Source organism: Stenotrophomonas sp. NY11291 (assembly GCF_023277365.1).
GTDB classification, from domain to species: Bacteria; Pseudomonadota; Gammaproteobacteria; order Xanthomonadales; family Xanthomonadaceae; genus Stenotrophomonas; species Stenotrophomonas geniculata.
In genome coordinates this window covers 4,453,504-4,470,229 of sequence record NZ_CP096975.1, presented here as the reverse complement: position 1 = coordinate 4,470,229, position 16,726 = coordinate 4,453,504, and the positions used below count along the sequence as shown (strand labels likewise).

The following is a 16,726-nucleotide window of genomic DNA, read 5'->3' as shown; positions in this document are numbered from 1 at the left end:
CAGTCTGCGTGGCGCGGTGCACGGGGTTCAGGGCCAGTGGTCATCGATTCGACGTGCCAGAAGTCACTTTCTGCGCCGGACCCATTGCCGCCGGCGTGTGCGGCGGTCAGCATCTGGCCATGCCCAGCCTGTTCCGCCATCTCTTGCGTCCTCTCAGCCTTGCCGGCCTGGTTACCGTGCTGGCGGTGGGCCTGTCGTTCGCTGTACAGCGCAACGGTGCCGGGCTGAGCCTGCTGCTGCTTGCCGTGTTCCTGTTGCTGTTCGTGGTGCACGGCTGGGCGTCGATGCCATCCCGCGTGCGCGCCGTCGCTGCGGTGTTGCAGGCGCTGCTGGCGGTTGCGCTGGTTGCGCTGCAGCCGCGTACCGGAACTGCTCCGGTGCTGCTGGTGGTGCTGGTCGCACAGCTGGCCGAGCACTGGCCGCCGGGCTTCGTGCTGGGCGTTGCGCTGCTGGCCAACCTGGCGGTGTATGCCGCGCTGCGCCACAGCGGCTTCAGCCAGCCGCTGCTGGTCGTGCTGCTCTATGGCGGCTTCCAGGCCTTCGCCGCACTGACCGCCCACTATGCCCGCAGCACGGCGCTGGCCCGCGATGACCTGGCCCGGGTCAACGCCGACCTGCTGGCTACCCGCGCGCTGCTGGCCGACAGCGCACGCGATGCCGAGCGCCTGCGCCTGGCGCGTGAACTGCACGATGTGGCTGGGCACAAGCTCACCGCGATGCGGCTCAACCTGCGCGCCCTGGCCGCTGACCCAGCACTGGCCGGCCGCGAGGGACTGGTGCTGGTGGAACGGTTGTCCGGCGAGTTGCTGGCCGACATCCGCCAGGTGGTGCAATCGATGCGCGATGATCGCGGCCTCGATCTGGCCACCGCACTGCATGCGCTGGCCGCACCCTTCCCACGACCAAAGCTGCAGCTGCAGATCGGCGACGGGGTGCGCGTGGCTGACCCGTTGATGGCCGAGACCGTGCTGCGGCTGGTGCAGGAAGCCCTGACCAACGCCGCCCGCCACGGCAATGCAGACACCGTCTGGCTGACGATCAGTGAAGAGGATTCCCGGTTGCGTATCGATATCCGCGATGACGGCCAGCGCGCCGAACGCATCCGCGAGGGCAATGGCATCGCCGGCATGCGCGAGCGCCTGGCGGCTGTACAGGGGCGTTTGGAGCTGGCGCGAACCGCACAGGGCGGCATGCACCTGACCGCATGGTTGCCGGCATGAGTGGCGCCGCGATCCGCGTTGCCCTGGCCGATGACCAGGCGCTGGTGCGTGCGGGTCTGCGCGCGCTGCTGCAGGGCCTGGGGGTAGACGTGGTGCTGGAGGCCGAAGAGGGCCAGGCGCTGCTGGACGCGTTGGCTGCCCAGCGCGTGGATGTGGTGCTCAGTGACATCCGCATGCCCGGGATGGACGGCATCGAGGCACTGCGCCAGCTGCGCGCGCGCGGTGATGCCACGCCGTGCCTGCTGCTGACCACCTTCGATGAAAGTGATCTGCTGCTGCGTGCCAGCGAGGCCGGCGCACAGGGCTTCCTGCTCAAGGACGCCGTGCCCGCAGACCTGCGTGAAGCGATCGAGCGCGTCGCCGCGGGTGAAACCCTGCTGTTGCCGGTCAGCACCGAGCCGGTGCGCGCCCGTTACCGCTTCCACGACGAAGCACCGCCCACCGATACCTTCGGGGAACGCGAAGTGGCGATCCTGCGCCTGCTGGCTGGTGGATACAGCAACAAGGAAATCGCGCGCAGCCTGTTCCTGGCCGAAGGCACGGTGAAGAACTACGTGTCGGCGATACTCGACAAGCTGGGCACCCGCGATCGCACCCGTGCAGTGCTGAAGGCGATTACCCTGCGCATCATCTGAGTGGACCGAGCAAGGCGTGCCAGTGAACCCGATCCTGCATGTGGAAATCCCGGCCAGTGACCTGGACCGGGCCATCACGTTCTACCAGCGGTGGCTGCAGGTCGCGGTGGACGAACCTATCGTGCTGCACGACTGCCGGATGGCCTACCTGCCGTTCTCCGATGACGCCGCCGGTGCCAGCATTGCGCTGGTGCACGGCGCGGACTACCGGCCCTCCGAGCAGGGCGCCCGCATCTACATCGGCGTCGATGACCTGGATGCGAGCCTCGACCGTGCACTGCAATCGGGAGCTGAGCTGCGCTTCGGCCCGGCCGACGCGGGTGACTGGCGTGTGGCCGAGATCCGCGACAGCGAAGGCAACCGCATTGCGCTGCAGGCGCGCGCAGCTCTGTAGAGCCGAGCCCACGCTCGGCTGCTGTTGGCCCAGCCGCTCCAGCTCAGCCGAGCATGGGCTCGGCCCTACAAGGTCGCGGCGCGCGAGCGCTGCAGCCAGTCATTGATGGCCGGGTCCAGTCGCGGGTCGTCCGGCAGCTGCATGCCGAAGCGCTGCTGCAGCACGTCACGCACATCACCCACATCATGCAGCGGGCGCTTGTCCGGCGCCTGCCCGGGGCGGTACTCGGTGTAGTTGCCGCTGCCGATGGTGCGGCGCCAGTCCGGTCCGGTCAGCGACACGCGTAGCTGGCCCGGGAAGCTGGAATCGGGGTGGGTGCATACGTACCAGTTGCCCACCACGTTGTCGATCGGTGCAGGCGCCTGCAGATCGAAGCGGTACATCGCCCGCCAGCCGTCGCTGGATTCGGATGACAGCACGAAGTCGCCCTCGTCAGGCAGACGCTGCAGCAGATAGCGCTCATGCGGCGTGGCCTGCGGCTGCGCATCGTGCAGCCGCAGCGGCACGGTCGGGGTCAGGCTGCCGAAACCGGCATCCACCAGCCAGTCGTCCCCATCCACATGCACGCGCAGCAGCAGATGGGTACGCGCGGTCAGTTCGCCGTCATGCGCTGCCAGCAGCACGCGCGCACTCAGCGGCTGCGCATCAAAGCCCAGTGCCTGCAGCAGGGCCAGCAGGCCGCCATTGAGTTCGAAGCAGTACCCACCGCGGCGGTCGTCAAGCAGCTTGCGTTGCACGCTGTCCAGGTCGATCGGCACCGCGTCGCGCAGCAGGCAGCCGAGGGTCTCGAAGGGTAGCAGTGCGTTGTGGCGCTGCTGCAGCAGGGTCAGGCCGGCCAGGGTCCGCGGTGGCGGCGCATCCAGCTGCAGGCGTTGCAGGTAGCGGGGGATATCGAGCGTCGTCATGGAGGCACCGGGCGGGGAGGAACGTCCACTGTGCTCCCCCAACCGGGGTTGAGGTCAAGCGCGGCGCCCGTGTCATGCCCCCGTCGCTTGCACCCTGTACAAAGGCCGCGTCCACCCGCGACGGGGGGACCCGGACGAAGAAGGCGCTAAAGTTGCCCTGAATCCGGCCGATACAGGTGCGTCTTTCCGCCTGGAGTCTGTCATGTCGGCCGTTGTCCCCCACCTCCGGTCCCTGCGCACGCGCCTTGCCGCGTTGCACTCGGCGTCCCCCGGCCTGCTGCGCTGGCTGCAGCCGCATCGGCTCAGCGTGGCCAACAAGCTCAAGGCGACCCTGTGGGTCTGTGGCCTGGGCCTGGTCGCGATCGCCGCTGTCTACGCCTGGACCGGCCATGCCAACGCACTGGCTGCGCGCAGCCAGGCCAGCTACCAGCGCGGCAGCGATCTGGCCGCCAGCCTGTCCACGCGGGTGGCCGAAGCGCGTCGCCTGCAGACCCAGTATGCACGCAGTTTCGATGATGCCGACCGCGCGCAGCTGCTGGCCACGCAGAAGGCACTGCAGGTCGATCTGCAGGCGCTGCGCGCGACGCCGATGGATACTGGCCGGCGCAAGGCCCTGCAGGCGCTGACCGAAGCCGCCGACGCGTTCTCGCAGGGTGTGGTCGCCCTGTTCGAACGTGTCGACGAGATGGGTCGTGGTGATGCCGGCCTCGCCGCGCAGCTGCAGCAGGCCGCCGATACCCTGCAGGTACAGGTGGATGCGCTGCAGCGGCCGTCGTTGGCGTTGTCACTGCAGAAGATGCGAAGGCAGGAGGCACTGCTGCTGCTCGACGGTGACTCCACTCACGCCGACCGCGCCAGCGAGGAAAAGCTGCCGTTCGACCTCGCGCTGGCGGGCCTTCCCGCAGATGCGCAGGACACCCTGCGCACCGGGATGGAGGCGTATCAGGCCGCATTGCTGGGGTATACCGCTGCCCGCGTCGGCCTGGATGTGGAAGCGCAGTCGCTGCTGGATACCGCTGCGGGCGTAGCACCGGCGCTGGCCGCCTTCCAGCAGGCGCAGGTGGCGGCGCTGGCCACGGCGCAGGCGCGCCAGCAGGCCGGCGCACGCACGATGAGCGTGCTGTTCGCACTGACCCTGCTGCTGGTGGCCGGCGTGCTGATCACCAGCCTGATGCTGGTGCTGCGTGCGGTGCGCCAGCCGATCCAGGACACCCTGCGTTTCGCCAGCGATATCGCTGACGACCGCCTCGACACCACCCTGCGCGTCTACAACGCCAATGATGAGATCGGCCAGCTGGCCCAGCGCCTGGTCGACATGCAGCAGCGCCTGCGTGCGCGCATCGAGACCGAGCGTGCCGTGGCGCGCGGCAATACTCGGGTGCGCCAGGCATTGGACAGCGCGCAGACCGGGCTGATGGTGATTGATGCGGAAGGGCAGGTCGCCTACGCCAATCCGGCGCTGCTGGAGCAGCTTGACCTCCAGGTTGAAGATCTGGTGGCGAGCGATGCGGTGCGCCTGCATCCGGCACTGGCCAGCCTGGCCGGTGTGCGCCAGCGCGAGGAGCGCGAGATCGGCCATGCAGGGGTGCGCTACCAGCTGATTGCCAACGCCATCATCGACGAAGGTCACTTCCTTGGTGTGGCGGTGGAGTGGCGCAGCCGTGCGCTGGAAACCCTGTTGGAAACCGAAGTGGCCGCACTGGTCGACGCCGCCGCGCACGGCGACCTGCACGGGCGCATCGCGCTGGAGGGAAAGCAGGGCTTTGTGCGTACGTTGTCGACCAGCATCAATCGCCTGTTGACCACCTTCGAGACCAACCTCGGCGATCTGCAGGCGCTTCTGGCCGCGCTGGCCCGCGGCGACCTCAGCGTGCGCATGGAAGGTGAGCTGCAGGGCGTGTTCGCACGCATGCGCGACGATGCCAACGCCACCGTCGCGCAACTGGGCCGCATCGTCACCCGCATCCAGCACGCCACGTCCAGCCTGGATGCCGGCGTTGGCGAGATCGTTGCCGGTCACCATGACCTGTCGCAGCGTACCGAACAGCAGGCGGCCAACCTGGAAGAGACGGCGGCGTCGATGCACGAGCTGACCGATACCGTTGGCCGCAATGCTGATGCCGCGGGCCGTGCCGACGTGCTGGTCAAGGGCGCGGCGGCAGTGGCCCAGCGCGGTGGCGAGGCCGTTGGCCAGGTGGTCGCGACCATGCAGGGCATCAGCGAGGCCTCGCGACGGATCGGCGACATCACCCAGCTGATCGATGGCATCGCTTTCCAGACCAACATCCTCGCGTTGAATGCTGCGGTGGAAGCCGCGCGCGCGGGTGAGCAGGGCCGCAGCTTCGCCGTGGTGGCCGCAGAAGTGCGCCTGCTGGCACAACGCAGCGCGGAGGCGGCCAAACAGATCAAGGGCCTGATCGAGGATTCGGTGGCGCGTGTGGGCCAGGGCAACCAGCAGGCCGAACAGGCCGGCACCACGATGGGCGAGATTGTCGGCAGCGTGCAGCAACTGGCGGATCTGCTGGCCGGTATCCGCAGCGCGTCGCAGGACCAGCATGCCGGCATCGCCCAGGTGAACCAGACCATCGTGCAGATGGAAGCCAGTACCCAGCGCAACGCCAGCCTGGTGGAAGAGGCGGGTGCTTCGACAGCGCAGATGCAGGCGCAGGTGCATGCGCTGGCGGAAGCGGTGGGCGCGTTCCGTCTGCAGTCGATGCCACAGGCGCGCGCTGCGGCGGCCTAGCCTGCGGTACCTTGTCGGCTGGCCGGGAATCAGCCGAGCGTCGGCTCGGCTCTACATCGGCTGCAGGCACACTGTAGAGCCGAGCCCATGCTCGGCTCAGGCCAATGCGCGCTGGCAGGAATCAATACACGTCGCGACGGTAGCGGCCGTTCTCCAGCAGTGTTTCCACCGCCTCATCACCGAGTGCTTCACGCAGCACCTGGTCCACGCCTTCGGCCATGCCCTGCAGCGAACCGCACACGTGGATGACTGCACCACGCTGCATCCAGTTGCGCAGGGCATCGGCCGCCGCACGCAGGCGATCCTGTACATAGCCACCGTCGCCATCGCGCGAGAACGCCAGGTCGACCCGCGCAAGATGACCATTGGCCTGCCAGGCCTCGATCTCGTCGGCGAACAGGAAGTCATGCGCGCGCTGGCGTTCGCCGAACAGCAGCCAGTGCCCGTCCTCGCCTGCATGCGCGGCTTCGCGCAACAGGCTGCGCAGGCCCGCGATGCCGGTGCCGTTGCCGATCAGCACCATCGGTGCACCGGCGACGCGGTGGAACCCGGGATTGCGGTGCACGCGGGCGACGAGACTGGCACCGATCGGTGCATGCAGCGACAGCCAGCCCGAGCCGAGCCCGGCGCGGCCCGTGTCGTCGTGCACCAGTCGTACCACCAGTTCCACCGCGCCATCCTCGGTGCACGAGGCGATTGAATATTCGCGTCCGGGCAGCATCGGCAGGCCGGCCAGCCATAGGCACGGATCCTGCACCGCCAGCGCGGCGTCGGCCTCGGGCAGCTCGCGTTCACTGGCCAGCGCCAGCAGGGTGCGTGGGTGGCCGTCCACCAGCAGCGGCTGTAGCGGATCCAGCCCCTGTGCCTTCAACACCGCGCTGGCATGCCGCGCGTTGTGCCGGGGCGCGATATGCAGGATGTCGCCCGCCTGCCACTGCACCTCGGCCGGTGGCGCAAGACAGATGCGCCAGATGGCGCCGCCCACGCTGCCCGGGTTGAGCCGGTCGCGGCCGAGCAGCCGCCACTCATGCATCTGCGTGGCCGCCGGCAGCACGCTGTCATCGGTGGCGATGCCGGTCAGCGCGCCCAGCTGCAGCTGCCATTGGCGCAGCGCCGCGACCGAGGCGGCATCGACTTCGATGCGGTCGAACAACGGGCGCGCGCCGTTGCCGAGCAGCCAGCCATCAACCTGGCGGCCGAAGCCGCAGTAGTGCGGGTACTGTCGATCACCCAGCGCCAGCAGTCCAAACTGCAGGCCTGACAGGTCGAGTGTCTGTGCCATCAGCCGTCGTGCAGCACCTCGCGCCGCATCCGGTGGTTCGCCATCGCCGAAGGTGCTCAGTACCAACAGCGCCTGCGCGGTGCGTGCCAGCTGCACGGCATCGACGCGGGCCAGCGGCAGCACCTGCACCGCATGACCGGATGCCTGCAGCTGCGCGGCTGCGCGCCATGCGAGTTGTTCGCCCAGTCCGCTCTGGCTGGCATGCACCACCAGCCACGGCGTGCCACCGCCATCGGCAGGCGTTGCTGGCAGCGACTGGCGCAGGCCACGCGCAGCGCGCTGGCTGCGTCGGCGGTCCAGATAGAGCATCCAGCCGGTGATGAAGAACAGGCTCATGCCCAAACTGCTGAGCATCACCACGACACGCCCGGGCACGCCGAAGTAGCTGCCCGAGTGGAGCGCGAACACGCTGGTGGCCAGCTGCGCGCCGACGCCCTGGCGTGCATAGGGGCGGGCATCGAGCGTGGCACCCGTGCCTGGGTCGAGCTGCAGCAGATCATGCGCGCGGTCATGCTGGCCGCCGCGCTGCGACGGATCACCGGCCATCACGCGTACATTCAGTGCCTGCCCGGGCTTCTCCGGCAGGCGCAGGTCGATGTAGCCGGTGCGCACGCCGGGCAGTGCGTACAGCGTGGCTTCGACGCGTTCCAGGTTCAGGGCGGCGCCGGTGGCGATCTTGTGCTTGGCGGCCGGTGCGACGCCAAGCAGGGTGTTGGCGGCGCTGCGATACCAGTCGAAGGACCACCACAGGCCGGTCAGCGCACTCATCAGGTAGATCAGCAGCACCCACGTGCCGACCACCGAGTGCAGGCTCCACAGGAAGCCACGGCCGCTGCGCTTCCATTCCACCGCCAACCAGCTGCGCCAGTGCCACCAGCGCCGCGGCCAGCGCAGATAGAGGCCGGACAGGGTGAAGAACAGCAGGGCGATCGCACAGCTGCCGGTGATCCATTTGCCGCGCTCGCCGGCGGCGAGGTGGCGATGCAGGTCCTCGACGAAATCGAAGAACGCCTGCCCGCGCAGGGCGCTGAATCGCTCGCCGCTGTACGGATCGAAGTAGACCCAGTGTTCCTTGCCACCGGCGAAGCGTGCCACCGAGGGCCGCAGCCCGGTGGCATCCACGCGCAGGCGCTGCAGGGGGCGATTACTGTCGGCCTGCAGCAGCGGCACCAGCTCGCTCAGTTCAAGCGGAAGCTGACCGTCGGCATGGTGCTCGGCAATCTCGGCGAAACCGGGATTGGCCGCCCGCAGCAGTTCGTCCTCGAAGGACAGCACGGCGCCGCTGAGGCCCATCACGGCCAGTACGGCGCCGGCGGTGATGCCCAGCAGCCAGTGCAGTTGGAACAGGACGTTCTTGAACATCGAAGGAGGAGGGCCAGGAAGGCTGCCGCCCGCATCCTGCGCAACAGCAAATGAGAATTAGTCGCGGAATTCTCCGTGGCGGACGGGCTACGGTCAAGGAGGGTTTTGTTGCAGGGCTTTGCAGCCCTGCACCCGCTACAAGCCGGAGCAACGTCAACGTCAAAAGCTGGCTTTCCGTGGGTTGGCGGGGTGGGTCCGGTTGCGGGGGTGTCCGCGGCATGGATGCCGTGGCCAAGGCTACAGGGACGTACTTGCGCCGTCCCCCTCAACCGGACCCACCCCGCCTTCGACAGTTTCCTGCGATCTGTCGGAACGGCGTTCTGCTTTGGTGGGTGCCGACCGTTGGTCGGCACGGGGTCTGATTCCGTTCTGAATATCGATATCTGACAGATGTGTCGACCAAGGTCGACACCTACCAACAGCCGCGAAGATCTGTCAGAGGTGGGGCGGTGTCGGAGTGCGGGGTGTCAGCCGCATGGATGCGGCTGCCAAGCTTACAGGGACGTACTTGCAGCGTCCCCGCACTCCGACATCGCCCCGCCAACCCGCGGAACGCTCGCTTTGGCTGTTGGCGTTGCATTGAGCCGGGTGCAGGGCTGCAAGCCCTGCAAAAACCCCCCTCACTTCACCCAGCTGTCGATCTCGCCGTGGGCGAATGGTCCCAGCTTTGCCTTCACCAGCCGCCCTTGTGCATCGAACAGCACGCTGTAGGGAAGCAGGCCCTGTGTATTGCCCAGCTGCACGCTGGCATCGCGCGGCCCCGGGGTCTCGATCACGATCGGGTAATCCACCGGGACACGCTGCAGGAAACCGCGCACGTCTTCCGGGGTATCCAGTGCCAGGCCCAGCACCTGCACGCCGTTGTCGCCCTGGGCATGGGCGAAGCGGGCAAGCTCCGGCATTTCTTCCACGCACGGAGCGCACCAGCTGGCCCAGACATTGATCAACAGCGGGCGACCGGCAGCGTGCTGGCGCAGGTCCAGCGACCGGCCATCAAGATCGGGCAGCGACAATGCGGGCAGGCTGTCGCCAACCTGCAAGGCGGGTGCCGCAGCCGCAACGGCGGGCGCCGCTGGCATGGCCTCAGGCGCAGCCGGCGCAGGAGCCAATCGATGCCCGGCCCACAGTCCAAGGCCGGCGGCCAGCACCGCTGTCCACAGCAGCGCTGGCCGTTGCCACTTCATCGTGCGGTGCGCAGCAGCGCTTCCTCGACCACCGCCTGGGTCAGCAGGGTCGGCAGCACGGTCGGCGGTGCGCCCGGGCCGTACACCACGTACAGCGGCACGCCCACGGCCTTGTGCTCTTCCAGGAACGTGGTGATCTGCGGATCGACGTTGGTGTAGTCCCCGCGCATGTACACCGCGTTGGTGCGCTTGAGCAGTTCCTTGAACTCCGGCCGCGACAGCACGGCGCGCTCGTTGGCCTTGCAGCTCACGCACCAGTCGGCGGTCATGTTCACGAACACCACGCGGTTGTCGGCGCGCAGGCGGTCCAGCAACTGCGGCGAGTACTCGACCACGTTGTCGCTGGCGGCCTGTGCGGCGCGTGCCGGCGGTGCCAGCTGGGTCACGCCCCAGGCGGGAACCAGTGCACCGATCGCCAGCAGCACGCCGAGCAGGGTCACTGCACGCGAACCAGTCCAGCGGTTGCGCTCGAATAGCCACAGGCCGAAGGCCAGCAGCAGCAGGCCACCCAGCACCAGCGCCATGCCGTCCACGCCACGCTGCTTGCCCAGCACCCACAGCAGCCACAGCGCGGTGGCGTACATCGGGAAGGCCAGCACGTGCTTGAGCGTCTCCATCCACGGGCCCGGCTTGGGCAGGCGGCGCGCCAGTGCCGGCACGAAGCCGATCAGCAGGAACGGCAGCGCCAGGCCCAGGCCGAGGAACAGGAACACGGTCATCGCCTTCAGCGGCGGGGCAATGAACGCGTAGGCGATCGCGCCGCCCATGAACGGGCCGACGCAGGCACTGCCGACCACGCAGGCCAGCGCACCGGTGAAGAAGTCCCCGGCCGGGCCACTGCGGCTGGCCAGCGACTGGCCCAGGTTGCCGATACCACCGCCGAGGGTGAATACGCCGGACAGGCTCAGGCCCACCGCGAACATGATGTAGGCCAGCACCGCCACCACGCCCGGGTGCTGCAGCTGGAAGCCGATGCCGACGGCGTTGCCGATCGCGCGCAGGCCGACCATCAACGCGCCGATCACCGCGAACGCGACCAGTACGCCCAACGTGTACCAGAGGGCGTGGCTGCGCGCGCGCTGCGGGCTTTCGCCACTCTGCGCCAGGCTCAGCACCTTCAGCGAGAGGATCGGCAGCACGCAGGGCATCAGGTTCAGTACCAGGCCACCGGCCAGGGCCAGCAGCAGCACCCAAACGAACGAACGGTCCGGATTCGGCGTGGTCGCCGGTGGGCGCGTGCGCAGGGCGTTGTCACCGCGCGCATCGGCAGCGAACTCATTGCCGTTTTCGGCGCCTGCAACGACCGGGGTGCTGGCATCCGTATTGGGCACCGTCGGCAGCAGGCGCAACGGGGCGCCGTTGGCGGTAGGCAGCGGACTGATCACCTCGTTGCGCGGCGGCGACTGATCGGTGCTGGCGTTGATCTTGCCGGCCGGGATCGACAGCATCACCCGGCGGGTCATCGGCGGGTAGCAGATGCCATCGGTCTGGCAGCCCTGGAACGTCACCACCAGGGTGCTGTCGACCGCATCGGCGACGGCGCGGCGCAGCGGCAGCGGCACTTCCACCTGGTTGAAGTAGACCGAGACATCGCCGAAATGCTCGTCGCGATGCGACTGTGCGGCCGGCCAGCGCAGCTTGTCGGCCAGCACGCCGGTGCTGCCGTCCAGCTTCACCGAAGTGCGGTCGCGATACAGGTAGTAGCCCGGCGCCGGGCTGAAGCGCAGCAGCAGGGTGTTGCCGTCACTGGCGATGGCATCGAAGCCGAACGCCTGCTCCGAAGGAAGCGGCAGCGCCTGGCTGTTGCTGGCGGCACCCGGCAGGCGCAGGCCGCCGCTGTTGCCGGCACCGGCCAGCGGGTTGTTGAACGGGCTGGTGGCGCCGGCACGCGTGGCCGGCGCCGCGGCCTGTGCGCCGCTACCGGGCAGGGTGACCTGCACCACGCGCTTCTGCGGCGGGTAGCAGACACCGGCATCGGCGCAGCCCTGGTAACGCACTTCCAGGCTGATGGTGCCGGCGGCGTCGGTCGGCGTGCCGGGCAGGGTGGCCTGCAGGCGTTCGCGATAGGTTTCGACTTCGCCGAAGAAATCGTCGTGGTGCTTGTCGCCCTTGGGCATCTGCAGCGCGCCGGCGTTGAACGCCGGATCAGCCTTGACGCTGGTGCGGTGGCGATACAGGTAGTAGCCGGGTGCGATCTTGAACTGCAGTTGCACCTGGCCGCGCTCGGGGGCGGTGGCGGTCAGCGCGAACGCCTGGTCCACCGGCAGCAGGTCCTTCTCATCCAGGGCGAACGCTGGCAGCGAGAGCCACATCAGGGCGCACAAGGCGGCGCCACGCGCAAACAGAGTCTTCAATCAGTGTCCTCCCGGGTCTGTGCCCGGATCCAGTCCAGATACGCCGGCAGGCCGGCCCGGGTTTCGACCGCGATGCACTCCGGGAGTTCATACGGATGCAGTTCGACGATCCGGGCAATCGCGTCATCGACGCGGCTTGCGGTGGTCTTCACCAGCAGTTGCAACTCGGCGTCGGTGGTCACCTCGCCCTGCCAGCGGTAGGTCGACTGCGCGCCATCGAGGCGGGTCACGCACGCGGCCAGGCGCTCGCCGACCAGCGCGTGCGCGATGCGCTCGGCACTGGCCCGGTCCGGGCAGGTGGTCAACAGCAGCAGGACGGGATCGACGGTCGACATGACCGTCGAGTATAGGGCCGCCGCCGGGTCTGGGCCCGGCGGCGGCAGTGGACCGCTGCGTTGCGCGGTCAGTTGGCCAGCTGGCAGGTAGCCGGCTTGGCCGAGGTGAACAGGCCCGGGGTCGCCCACTCGGGGTGGTCGATGAACGGATTGCGGTTGCCCTGGAAGCTGTAGATCACGTCATTGCGCGCACGTTCGGCATCATCCGGCGGATCGGACAGGTGCCAGTCGATCAGCGTGGACAGCAGGCCCATGTAGGCCGGCGAACTGCTGGTCTTGACGATCTTGCTGCGGTCGTCGGTCAGCTCCAGGTCCGGCTCGGACTGGCCGGTCGCCGCATCCTTGCCGCCCTCGTAGCGGATGGCCATGTACAGCACCGCACGCGCCATGTCGCCCTTGCGCTTGCCCCACACCTCGAAGGTGCCGGTGTTGCCGTCCGGCGTGCGTACCCAGTTGGAGTTGCCCGGGTAACCGCCGCTGCCGCCGCCCTGGCCGTTGTTGGCCTCGGTGGCGCGCTCGCCGCAGTTGGCGTCGCACTTGCCGAACGGCTTGTTGCCACGGTCGGCGTTCCACTGCGCGTCGGTCAGGTACAGCATGTGGGTGTCGGTATACGGCGCGTACGGCAGGCCCTTGTCACCGGTGGTGGTGGCAAAGCCCAGCGAGTTCGGCCAGGTGTGCTCGCGGTTGTACTTCAGGCCACTGCCGCTGCCGGCGCGGTCGGTCACCTTGGCGTAGCTGCGGTTGCGATACGCATCCAGGATCCTGCCGGAATTGTTCGGATCCTCGTCGGCGATTTCCAGGATGGTCCAGGTGCTGGTGCCCGAGCCGCTGTACGGATAGGCGGTATGGCCCTTTATGGTGGCGTGCAGCGAGCAGCGCAACTGGCTGGGGCTGCTGGTGTTGACCTTTGAGTAATAGCCGGCCGGTACACCCGGATTGCCCGGGTCGGGGTTGCCGCCGGTGCTGGCCACGGTGAACGCGATGCGGCTGTCGGCCGCCGGATGCGCGCCCTGCAGGTCGGTGATGCGCGCGGCGCGGATATCGAAGCGGCAGGCTTCACCGGCCACCAGCGCGGTGTTGGTGGACAGTTTCACGCTGCGGCCGCTGGCCGGGAAGGTCAGCGGCACGCTGCCGGAGGTGCCGCAGCTCAGCGCGAATGCGCCACTGGCCAGGTTCACGGTTTCGCTGAACACCACTTCGAGATCGGCCGCGGCCGGGAAGGTGCTGCTGCCCTGTGCCGGGGTGGTGGTGGAGACCGACGGCGGCGTGTTCGGGCCCGGGGTGCCGCCGCCGCTGAAGGTCTGGCCGTTGTTGCAGCTGCCAAACGTCTGCCCGGCCGATTCGGCCCAGGTGAAGTGGGCGTACTGGCTGCCGCTGCCGGTCAGCTGCAGCGAGGTGCCCGGCGCGGTGCTGTTGGTCTCGGCCACCGGGATGTTCTGGCTGGTCATGCCGGCGGCAGGGCCACCGGAGGCGGTGATGGCGCCCTCGTAGCTGAGGAACTGGACCACCTTGCCGCTGGCATCGACCAGGGCGATGCCGTCGTTCGGGCCGTTCTGGAGGCCGTTGGTCGGGTAGCTGACCACGGCCAGGGTGGCGCTGCCGCAACCGGCGGCGGTGCCGGCCGGAACCGGGTTGTTGGCGTAGACCGTGGCGGCCGAAGGATTGCTGCCGTTGTAGAGGTAGAGGCGGTAGCCGGACAGATCCTCACCGGCGGTGGCTACGACCTCGATCGCTTCGCCGACGTCACCGGCGGCGGTGCTGTCGTCATAGTGCAGTTCATTGATGAAGACCTCGGCCTGGGCCGGCGCGGCGGCCAGCGCCAGCAGGCAGGCGGCGGCAAGCGGGGACAGCAATCGCATCGACTACTCCTTGTGATTGGGAATGCGCGGCCGAGCCTAAGGCCGATCCAGTGACACTTTGTCGTAAATGAACGTCAGATATCTGACAGTGGGACATCTATCACTAAATAGCACCCCTTGCCCCCTTGGCTTGCCGCACTGCATCCCTATACAGGCGTCCACGCAGGGAGGCAGGTTTCCCGGTCCCGAGAAAAATTTCGGGATCGGCCCTTGAAAGGCCTGTGGAGGTCTCCATCTCTGTCGTGCTCCCGACTTGTCGGGCTTTTTCACGCGCGTTGCTGGCACTCGCCTGGTGTGACTGCTAACATCGCCGGACTTTTTCAGACCAATCAATAACTTAAGAGGTCTCTCATGAGCATCAAGCCGCTGCACGACCGCGTTGTGGTCAAGCCGATCGAAGCCGACGAAATCTCCGCCGGTGGCATCGTCATCCCCGACTCGGCCAAGGAAAAGTCCACCAAGGGTGAAGTTGTGGCCGTCGGCCCGGGCAAGCCGCTGGACAACGGCAACGTGCGCGCGCCGTCGCTGAAGGTTGGCGACAAGGTCATCTACGGCCAGTACGCCGGCAGCTCGTACAAGAGCGAAGGCGTCGAGTACAAGGTCCTGCGCGAAGACGACGTGCTCGCCATCATCGGCTGAGCCTCGGCGCGACCTGCTTTTCTGTAAGACATCCCTTTTCGTCGCCGGGCCCGGCCCGGCGCAAACATCGAGGTAATCGCAATGGCTGCCAAGGATATTCGTTTCGGTGAAGACGCCCGTTCGCGCATGGTGCGCGGCGTCAACGTTCTCGCCAATGCCGTCAAGGCCACCCTGGGCCCGAAGGGCCGCAACGTCGTGCTGGAAAAGAGCTTCGGCGCGCCGACCATCACCAAGGACGGCGTCTCCGTCGCCAAGGAAATCGAACTGGCTGACAAGTTCGAGAACATGGGCGCGCAGATGGTGAAGGAAGTTGCTTCCCGCACCAACGACGACGCGGGCGACGGCACCACCACCGCCACCGTGCTGGCCCAGGCCCTGATCCGCGAAGGCGCTAAGGCTGTGGCCGCCGGCATGAACCCGATGGACCTCAAGCGCGGTATCGACAAGGCCGTTTCGGCCGCCGTGGCCGAGCTGAAGAACATCTCCAAGCCGACCGCCGACGACAAGGCGATCGCCCAGGTCGGTACCATCTCGGCCAACTCGGACGAGTCGATCGGCCAGATCATCGCTGACGCGATGAAGGAAGTCGGCAAGGAAGGCGTCATCACCGTTGAAGAAGGCTCGGGCCTGGACAACGAGCTGGACGTGGTCAAGGGCATGCAGTTCGACCGCGGCTACCTGTCGCCTTACTTCATCAACAACCAGCAGTCGCAGACCGCTGACCTGGATGACCCGTTCATCCTGCTGCACGACAAGAAGATCTCCAACGTCCGCGACCTGCTGCCGGTGCTGGAAGGCGTCGCCAAAGCCGGCAAGCCGCTGCTGATCGTGGCCGAGGAAGTTGAAGGCGAAGCGCTGGCCACCCTGGTCGTCAACACCATCCGTGGCATCGTCAAGGTCGTGGCCGTCAAGGCGCCGGGCTTCGGCGACCGTCGCAAGGCGATGCTGGAAGACATGGCCGTGCTGACCGGTGGCACCGTGATCTCCGAAGAAGTCGGCCTGTCGCTCGAGAAGGCCACCATCAAGGACCTGGGCCGCGCCAAGAAGGTGCAGGTCTCCAAGGAGAACACCACCATCATCGACGGCGTCGGCGACAAGGCCAACGTTGATGCACGCGTGGCGCAGATCAAGACCCAGATCCAGGACACCTCCTCGGATTACGACCGCGAGAAGCTGCAGGAACGCGTGGCCAAGCTGGCCGGCGGTGTTGCCGTGATCAAGGTCGGCGCCTCGACCGAAATCGAAATGAAGGAAAAGAAGGATCGCGTCGACGACGCCCTGCACGCCACCCGTGCGGCCGTTGAAGAAGGCGTGGTTCCGGGCGGCGGCGTTGCGCTGGTCCGCGCGATCACCGCGCTGGCCGGCCTGAAGGGCGCCAACGAAGACCAGAACCACGGCATCCAGATCGCCCTGCGTGCGATGGAAGCCCCGCTGCGCGAGATCGTTGCCAACGCCGGTGACGAGCCGTCGGTCATCATCAACAAGGTCAAGGAAGGCACCGGCAGCTTCGGCTACAACGCCGCCACCGGCGAGTTCGGCGACATGCTGCAGTTCGGCATCCTGGACCCGACCAAGGTGACCCGTTCGGCGCTGCAGAACGCAGCCTCGATCGCTGGCCTGATGATCACGACCGAAGCCATGGTTGCCGAAGCTCCGAAGAAGGACGAGCCGGCCATGGGCGGCGCCGGTGGCATGGGCGGCATGGGTGGCATGGGCGGCATGGACTTCTAAGTCCCCGCGTTACCGATGCAATGAAAAACCCCGCCGGAAGGCGGGGTTTTTTTTTGGGGCCGGTCGGAATCGAATCAGATCCA

Annotated in this window: 12 protein-coding genes; 6 read left to right on the top strand and 6 right to left on the bottom strand. The window is 67.6% G+C overall.

Annotated elements, in window-relative coordinates; all coding sequences use genetic code 11:
• The first annotated feature begins 119 nt into the window (after nt 1–119).
• From M1L61_RS20855 to M1L61_RS20845, 3 genes are read left to right on the top strand one after another with little or no spacing between them, the layout of a single operon-like run.
• Entirely contained in the window at nt 120–1,220 is a 1,101-nt protein-coding gene (locus tag M1L61_RS20855) for a histidine kinase (protein WP_019338952.1), read from the top strand.
• A complete protein-coding gene (locus M1L61_RS20850) occupies nt 1,217–1,855 on the top strand; it encodes a response regulator transcription factor (RefSeq protein ID WP_029550907.1) in 639 nt (212 codons plus the stop codon). The genes M1L61_RS20855 and M1L61_RS20850 overlap by 4 nt, the downstream gene beginning before the upstream one ends.
• Before the next feature lie 22 nt (nt 1,856–1,877).
• A complete protein-coding gene (locus tag M1L61_RS20845) occupies nt 1,878–2,249 on the top strand; it encodes a VOC family protein (protein ID WP_019338950.1) in 372 nt (123 codons plus the stop codon).
• A gap of 65 nt (nt 2,250–2,314) precedes the next feature.
• Here the strand turns inward: M1L61_RS20845 and M1L61_RS20840 are convergent, their stop codons facing one another.
• Entirely contained in the window at nt 2,315–3,154 is an 840-nt protein-coding gene (locus tag M1L61_RS20840; protein ID WP_248854057.1) for an arylamine N-acetyltransferase, read from the bottom strand.
• Nucleotides 3,155–3,356: 202 nt separating this feature from the next.
• On the opposite strand from M1L61_RS20840, the gene M1L61_RS20835 reads away from it, so the two are divergent.
• Nucleotides 3,357–5,897: a methyl-accepting chemotaxis protein gene (locus M1L61_RS20835; protein WP_248854056.1), complete on the top strand. Its 2,541-nt coding sequence runs from the start codon at nt 3,357–3,359 to the stop codon at nt 5,895–5,897.
• A gap of 121 nt (nt 5,898–6,018) precedes the next feature.
• On the opposite strand, the gene M1L61_RS20830 is transcribed toward M1L61_RS20835, so the two are convergent.
• The 5 genes from M1L61_RS20830 to M1L61_RS20810 form a co-directional block, all read right to left on the bottom strand.
• The gene (locus M1L61_RS20830; RefSeq protein WP_126560193.1) at nt 6,019–8,541 is read right to left on the bottom strand and encodes a sulfite reductase flavoprotein subunit alpha; all 2,523 of its coding nucleotides are present in this window, start codon (nt 8,539–8,541) and stop codon (nt 6,019–6,021) included.
• A 620-nt stretch (nt 8,542–9,161) separates the two neighbouring features.
• Nucleotides 9,162–9,725 carry a TlpA disulfide reductase family protein gene (locus tag M1L61_RS20825; protein ID WP_248854055.1) on the bottom strand — a complete coding sequence of 188 codons (564 nt, stop codon included), beginning with the start codon at nt 9,723–9,725 and terminating at the stop codon, nt 9,162–9,164.
• The gene (locus M1L61_RS20820; RefSeq protein ID WP_248854054.1) at nt 9,722–12,079 is read right to left on the bottom strand and encodes a protein-disulfide reductase DsbD domain-containing protein; all 2,358 of its coding nucleotides are present in this window, start codon (nt 12,077–12,079) and stop codon (nt 9,722–9,724) included. Before M1L61_RS20820 ends, M1L61_RS20825 begins: the two co-directional genes overlap by 4 nt.
• Entirely contained in the window at nt 12,076–12,414 is a 339-nt protein-coding gene (cutA, locus tag M1L61_RS20815; protein WP_010481118.1) for a divalent-cation tolerance protein CutA, read from the bottom strand. The genes M1L61_RS20820 and cutA overlap by 4 nt, the downstream gene beginning before the upstream one ends.
• Before the next feature lie 68 nt (nt 12,415–12,482).
• A complete protein-coding gene (locus tag M1L61_RS20810) occupies nt 12,483–14,273 on the bottom strand; it encodes an endonuclease (RefSeq protein WP_191863097.1) in 1,791 nt (596 codons plus the stop codon).
• A gap of 351 nt (nt 14,274–14,624) precedes the next feature.
• Here M1L61_RS20810 and M1L61_RS20805 point away from each other — a divergent pair, with 351 nt between their 5' ends.
• Together M1L61_RS20805 and groL are read left to right on the top strand one after the other, a co-directional pair.
• Complete coding sequence (locus M1L61_RS20805) at nt 14,625–14,912, top strand: co-chaperone GroES (RefSeq protein WP_019338944.1); 288 nt, start codon at nt 14,625–14,627, stop codon at nt 14,910–14,912.
• Between the two features lie 81 nt (nt 14,913–14,993).
• Nucleotides 14,994–16,643 carry a chaperonin GroEL gene (groL, locus tag M1L61_RS20800; RefSeq protein ID WP_005411226.1) on the top strand — a complete coding sequence of 550 codons (1,650 nt, stop codon included), beginning with the start codon at nt 14,994–14,996 and terminating at the stop codon, nt 16,641–16,643.
• Nucleotides 16,644–16,726 lie beyond the last annotated feature (83 nt).

Excerpts from the sequence above, each read along its gene's own strand:
- M1L61_RS20855 (WP_019338952.1), top strand. The coding sequence starts at position 120 with ATGCCCAGCCTGTTCCGCCATCTCTTGCGTCCTCTCAGCCTTGCCGGC.
- M1L61_RS20850 (WP_029550907.1), top strand. The coding sequence starts at position 1,217 with ATGAGTGGCGCCGCGATCCGCGTTGCCCTGGCCGATGACCAGGCGCTG.
- M1L61_RS20830 (WP_126560193.1), bottom strand. The coding sequence starts at position 8,541 with ATGTTCAAGAACGTCCTGTTCCAACTGCACTGGCTGCTGGGCATCACC.
- M1L61_RS20825 (WP_248854055.1), bottom strand. The coding sequence starts at position 9,725 with ATGAAGTGGCAACGGCCAGCGCTGCTGTGGACAGCGGTGCTGGCCGCC.
- groL (WP_005411226.1), top strand. The coding sequence starts at position 14,994 with ATGGCTGCCAAGGATATTCGTTTCGGTGAAGACGCCCGTTCGCGCATG.
- M1L61_RS20840 (WP_248854057.1), bottom strand. The coding sequence starts at position 3,154 with ATGACGACGCTCGATATCCCCCGCTACCTGCAACGCCTGCAGCTGGAT.
- cutA (WP_010481118.1), bottom strand. The coding sequence starts at position 12,414 with ATGTCGACCGTCGATCCCGTCCTGCTGCTGTTGACCACCTGCCCGGAC.
- M1L61_RS20805 (WP_019338944.1), top strand. The coding sequence starts at position 14,625 with ATGAGCATCAAGCCGCTGCACGACCGCGTTGTGGTCAAGCCGATCGAA.
- M1L61_RS20835 (WP_248854056.1), top strand. The coding sequence starts at position 3,357 with ATGTCGGCCGTTGTCCCCCACCTCCGGTCCCTGCGCACGCGCCTTGCC.
- M1L61_RS20810 (WP_191863097.1), bottom strand. The coding sequence starts at position 14,273 with ATGCGATTGCTGTCCCCGCTTGCCGCCGCCTGCCTGCTGGCGCTGGCC.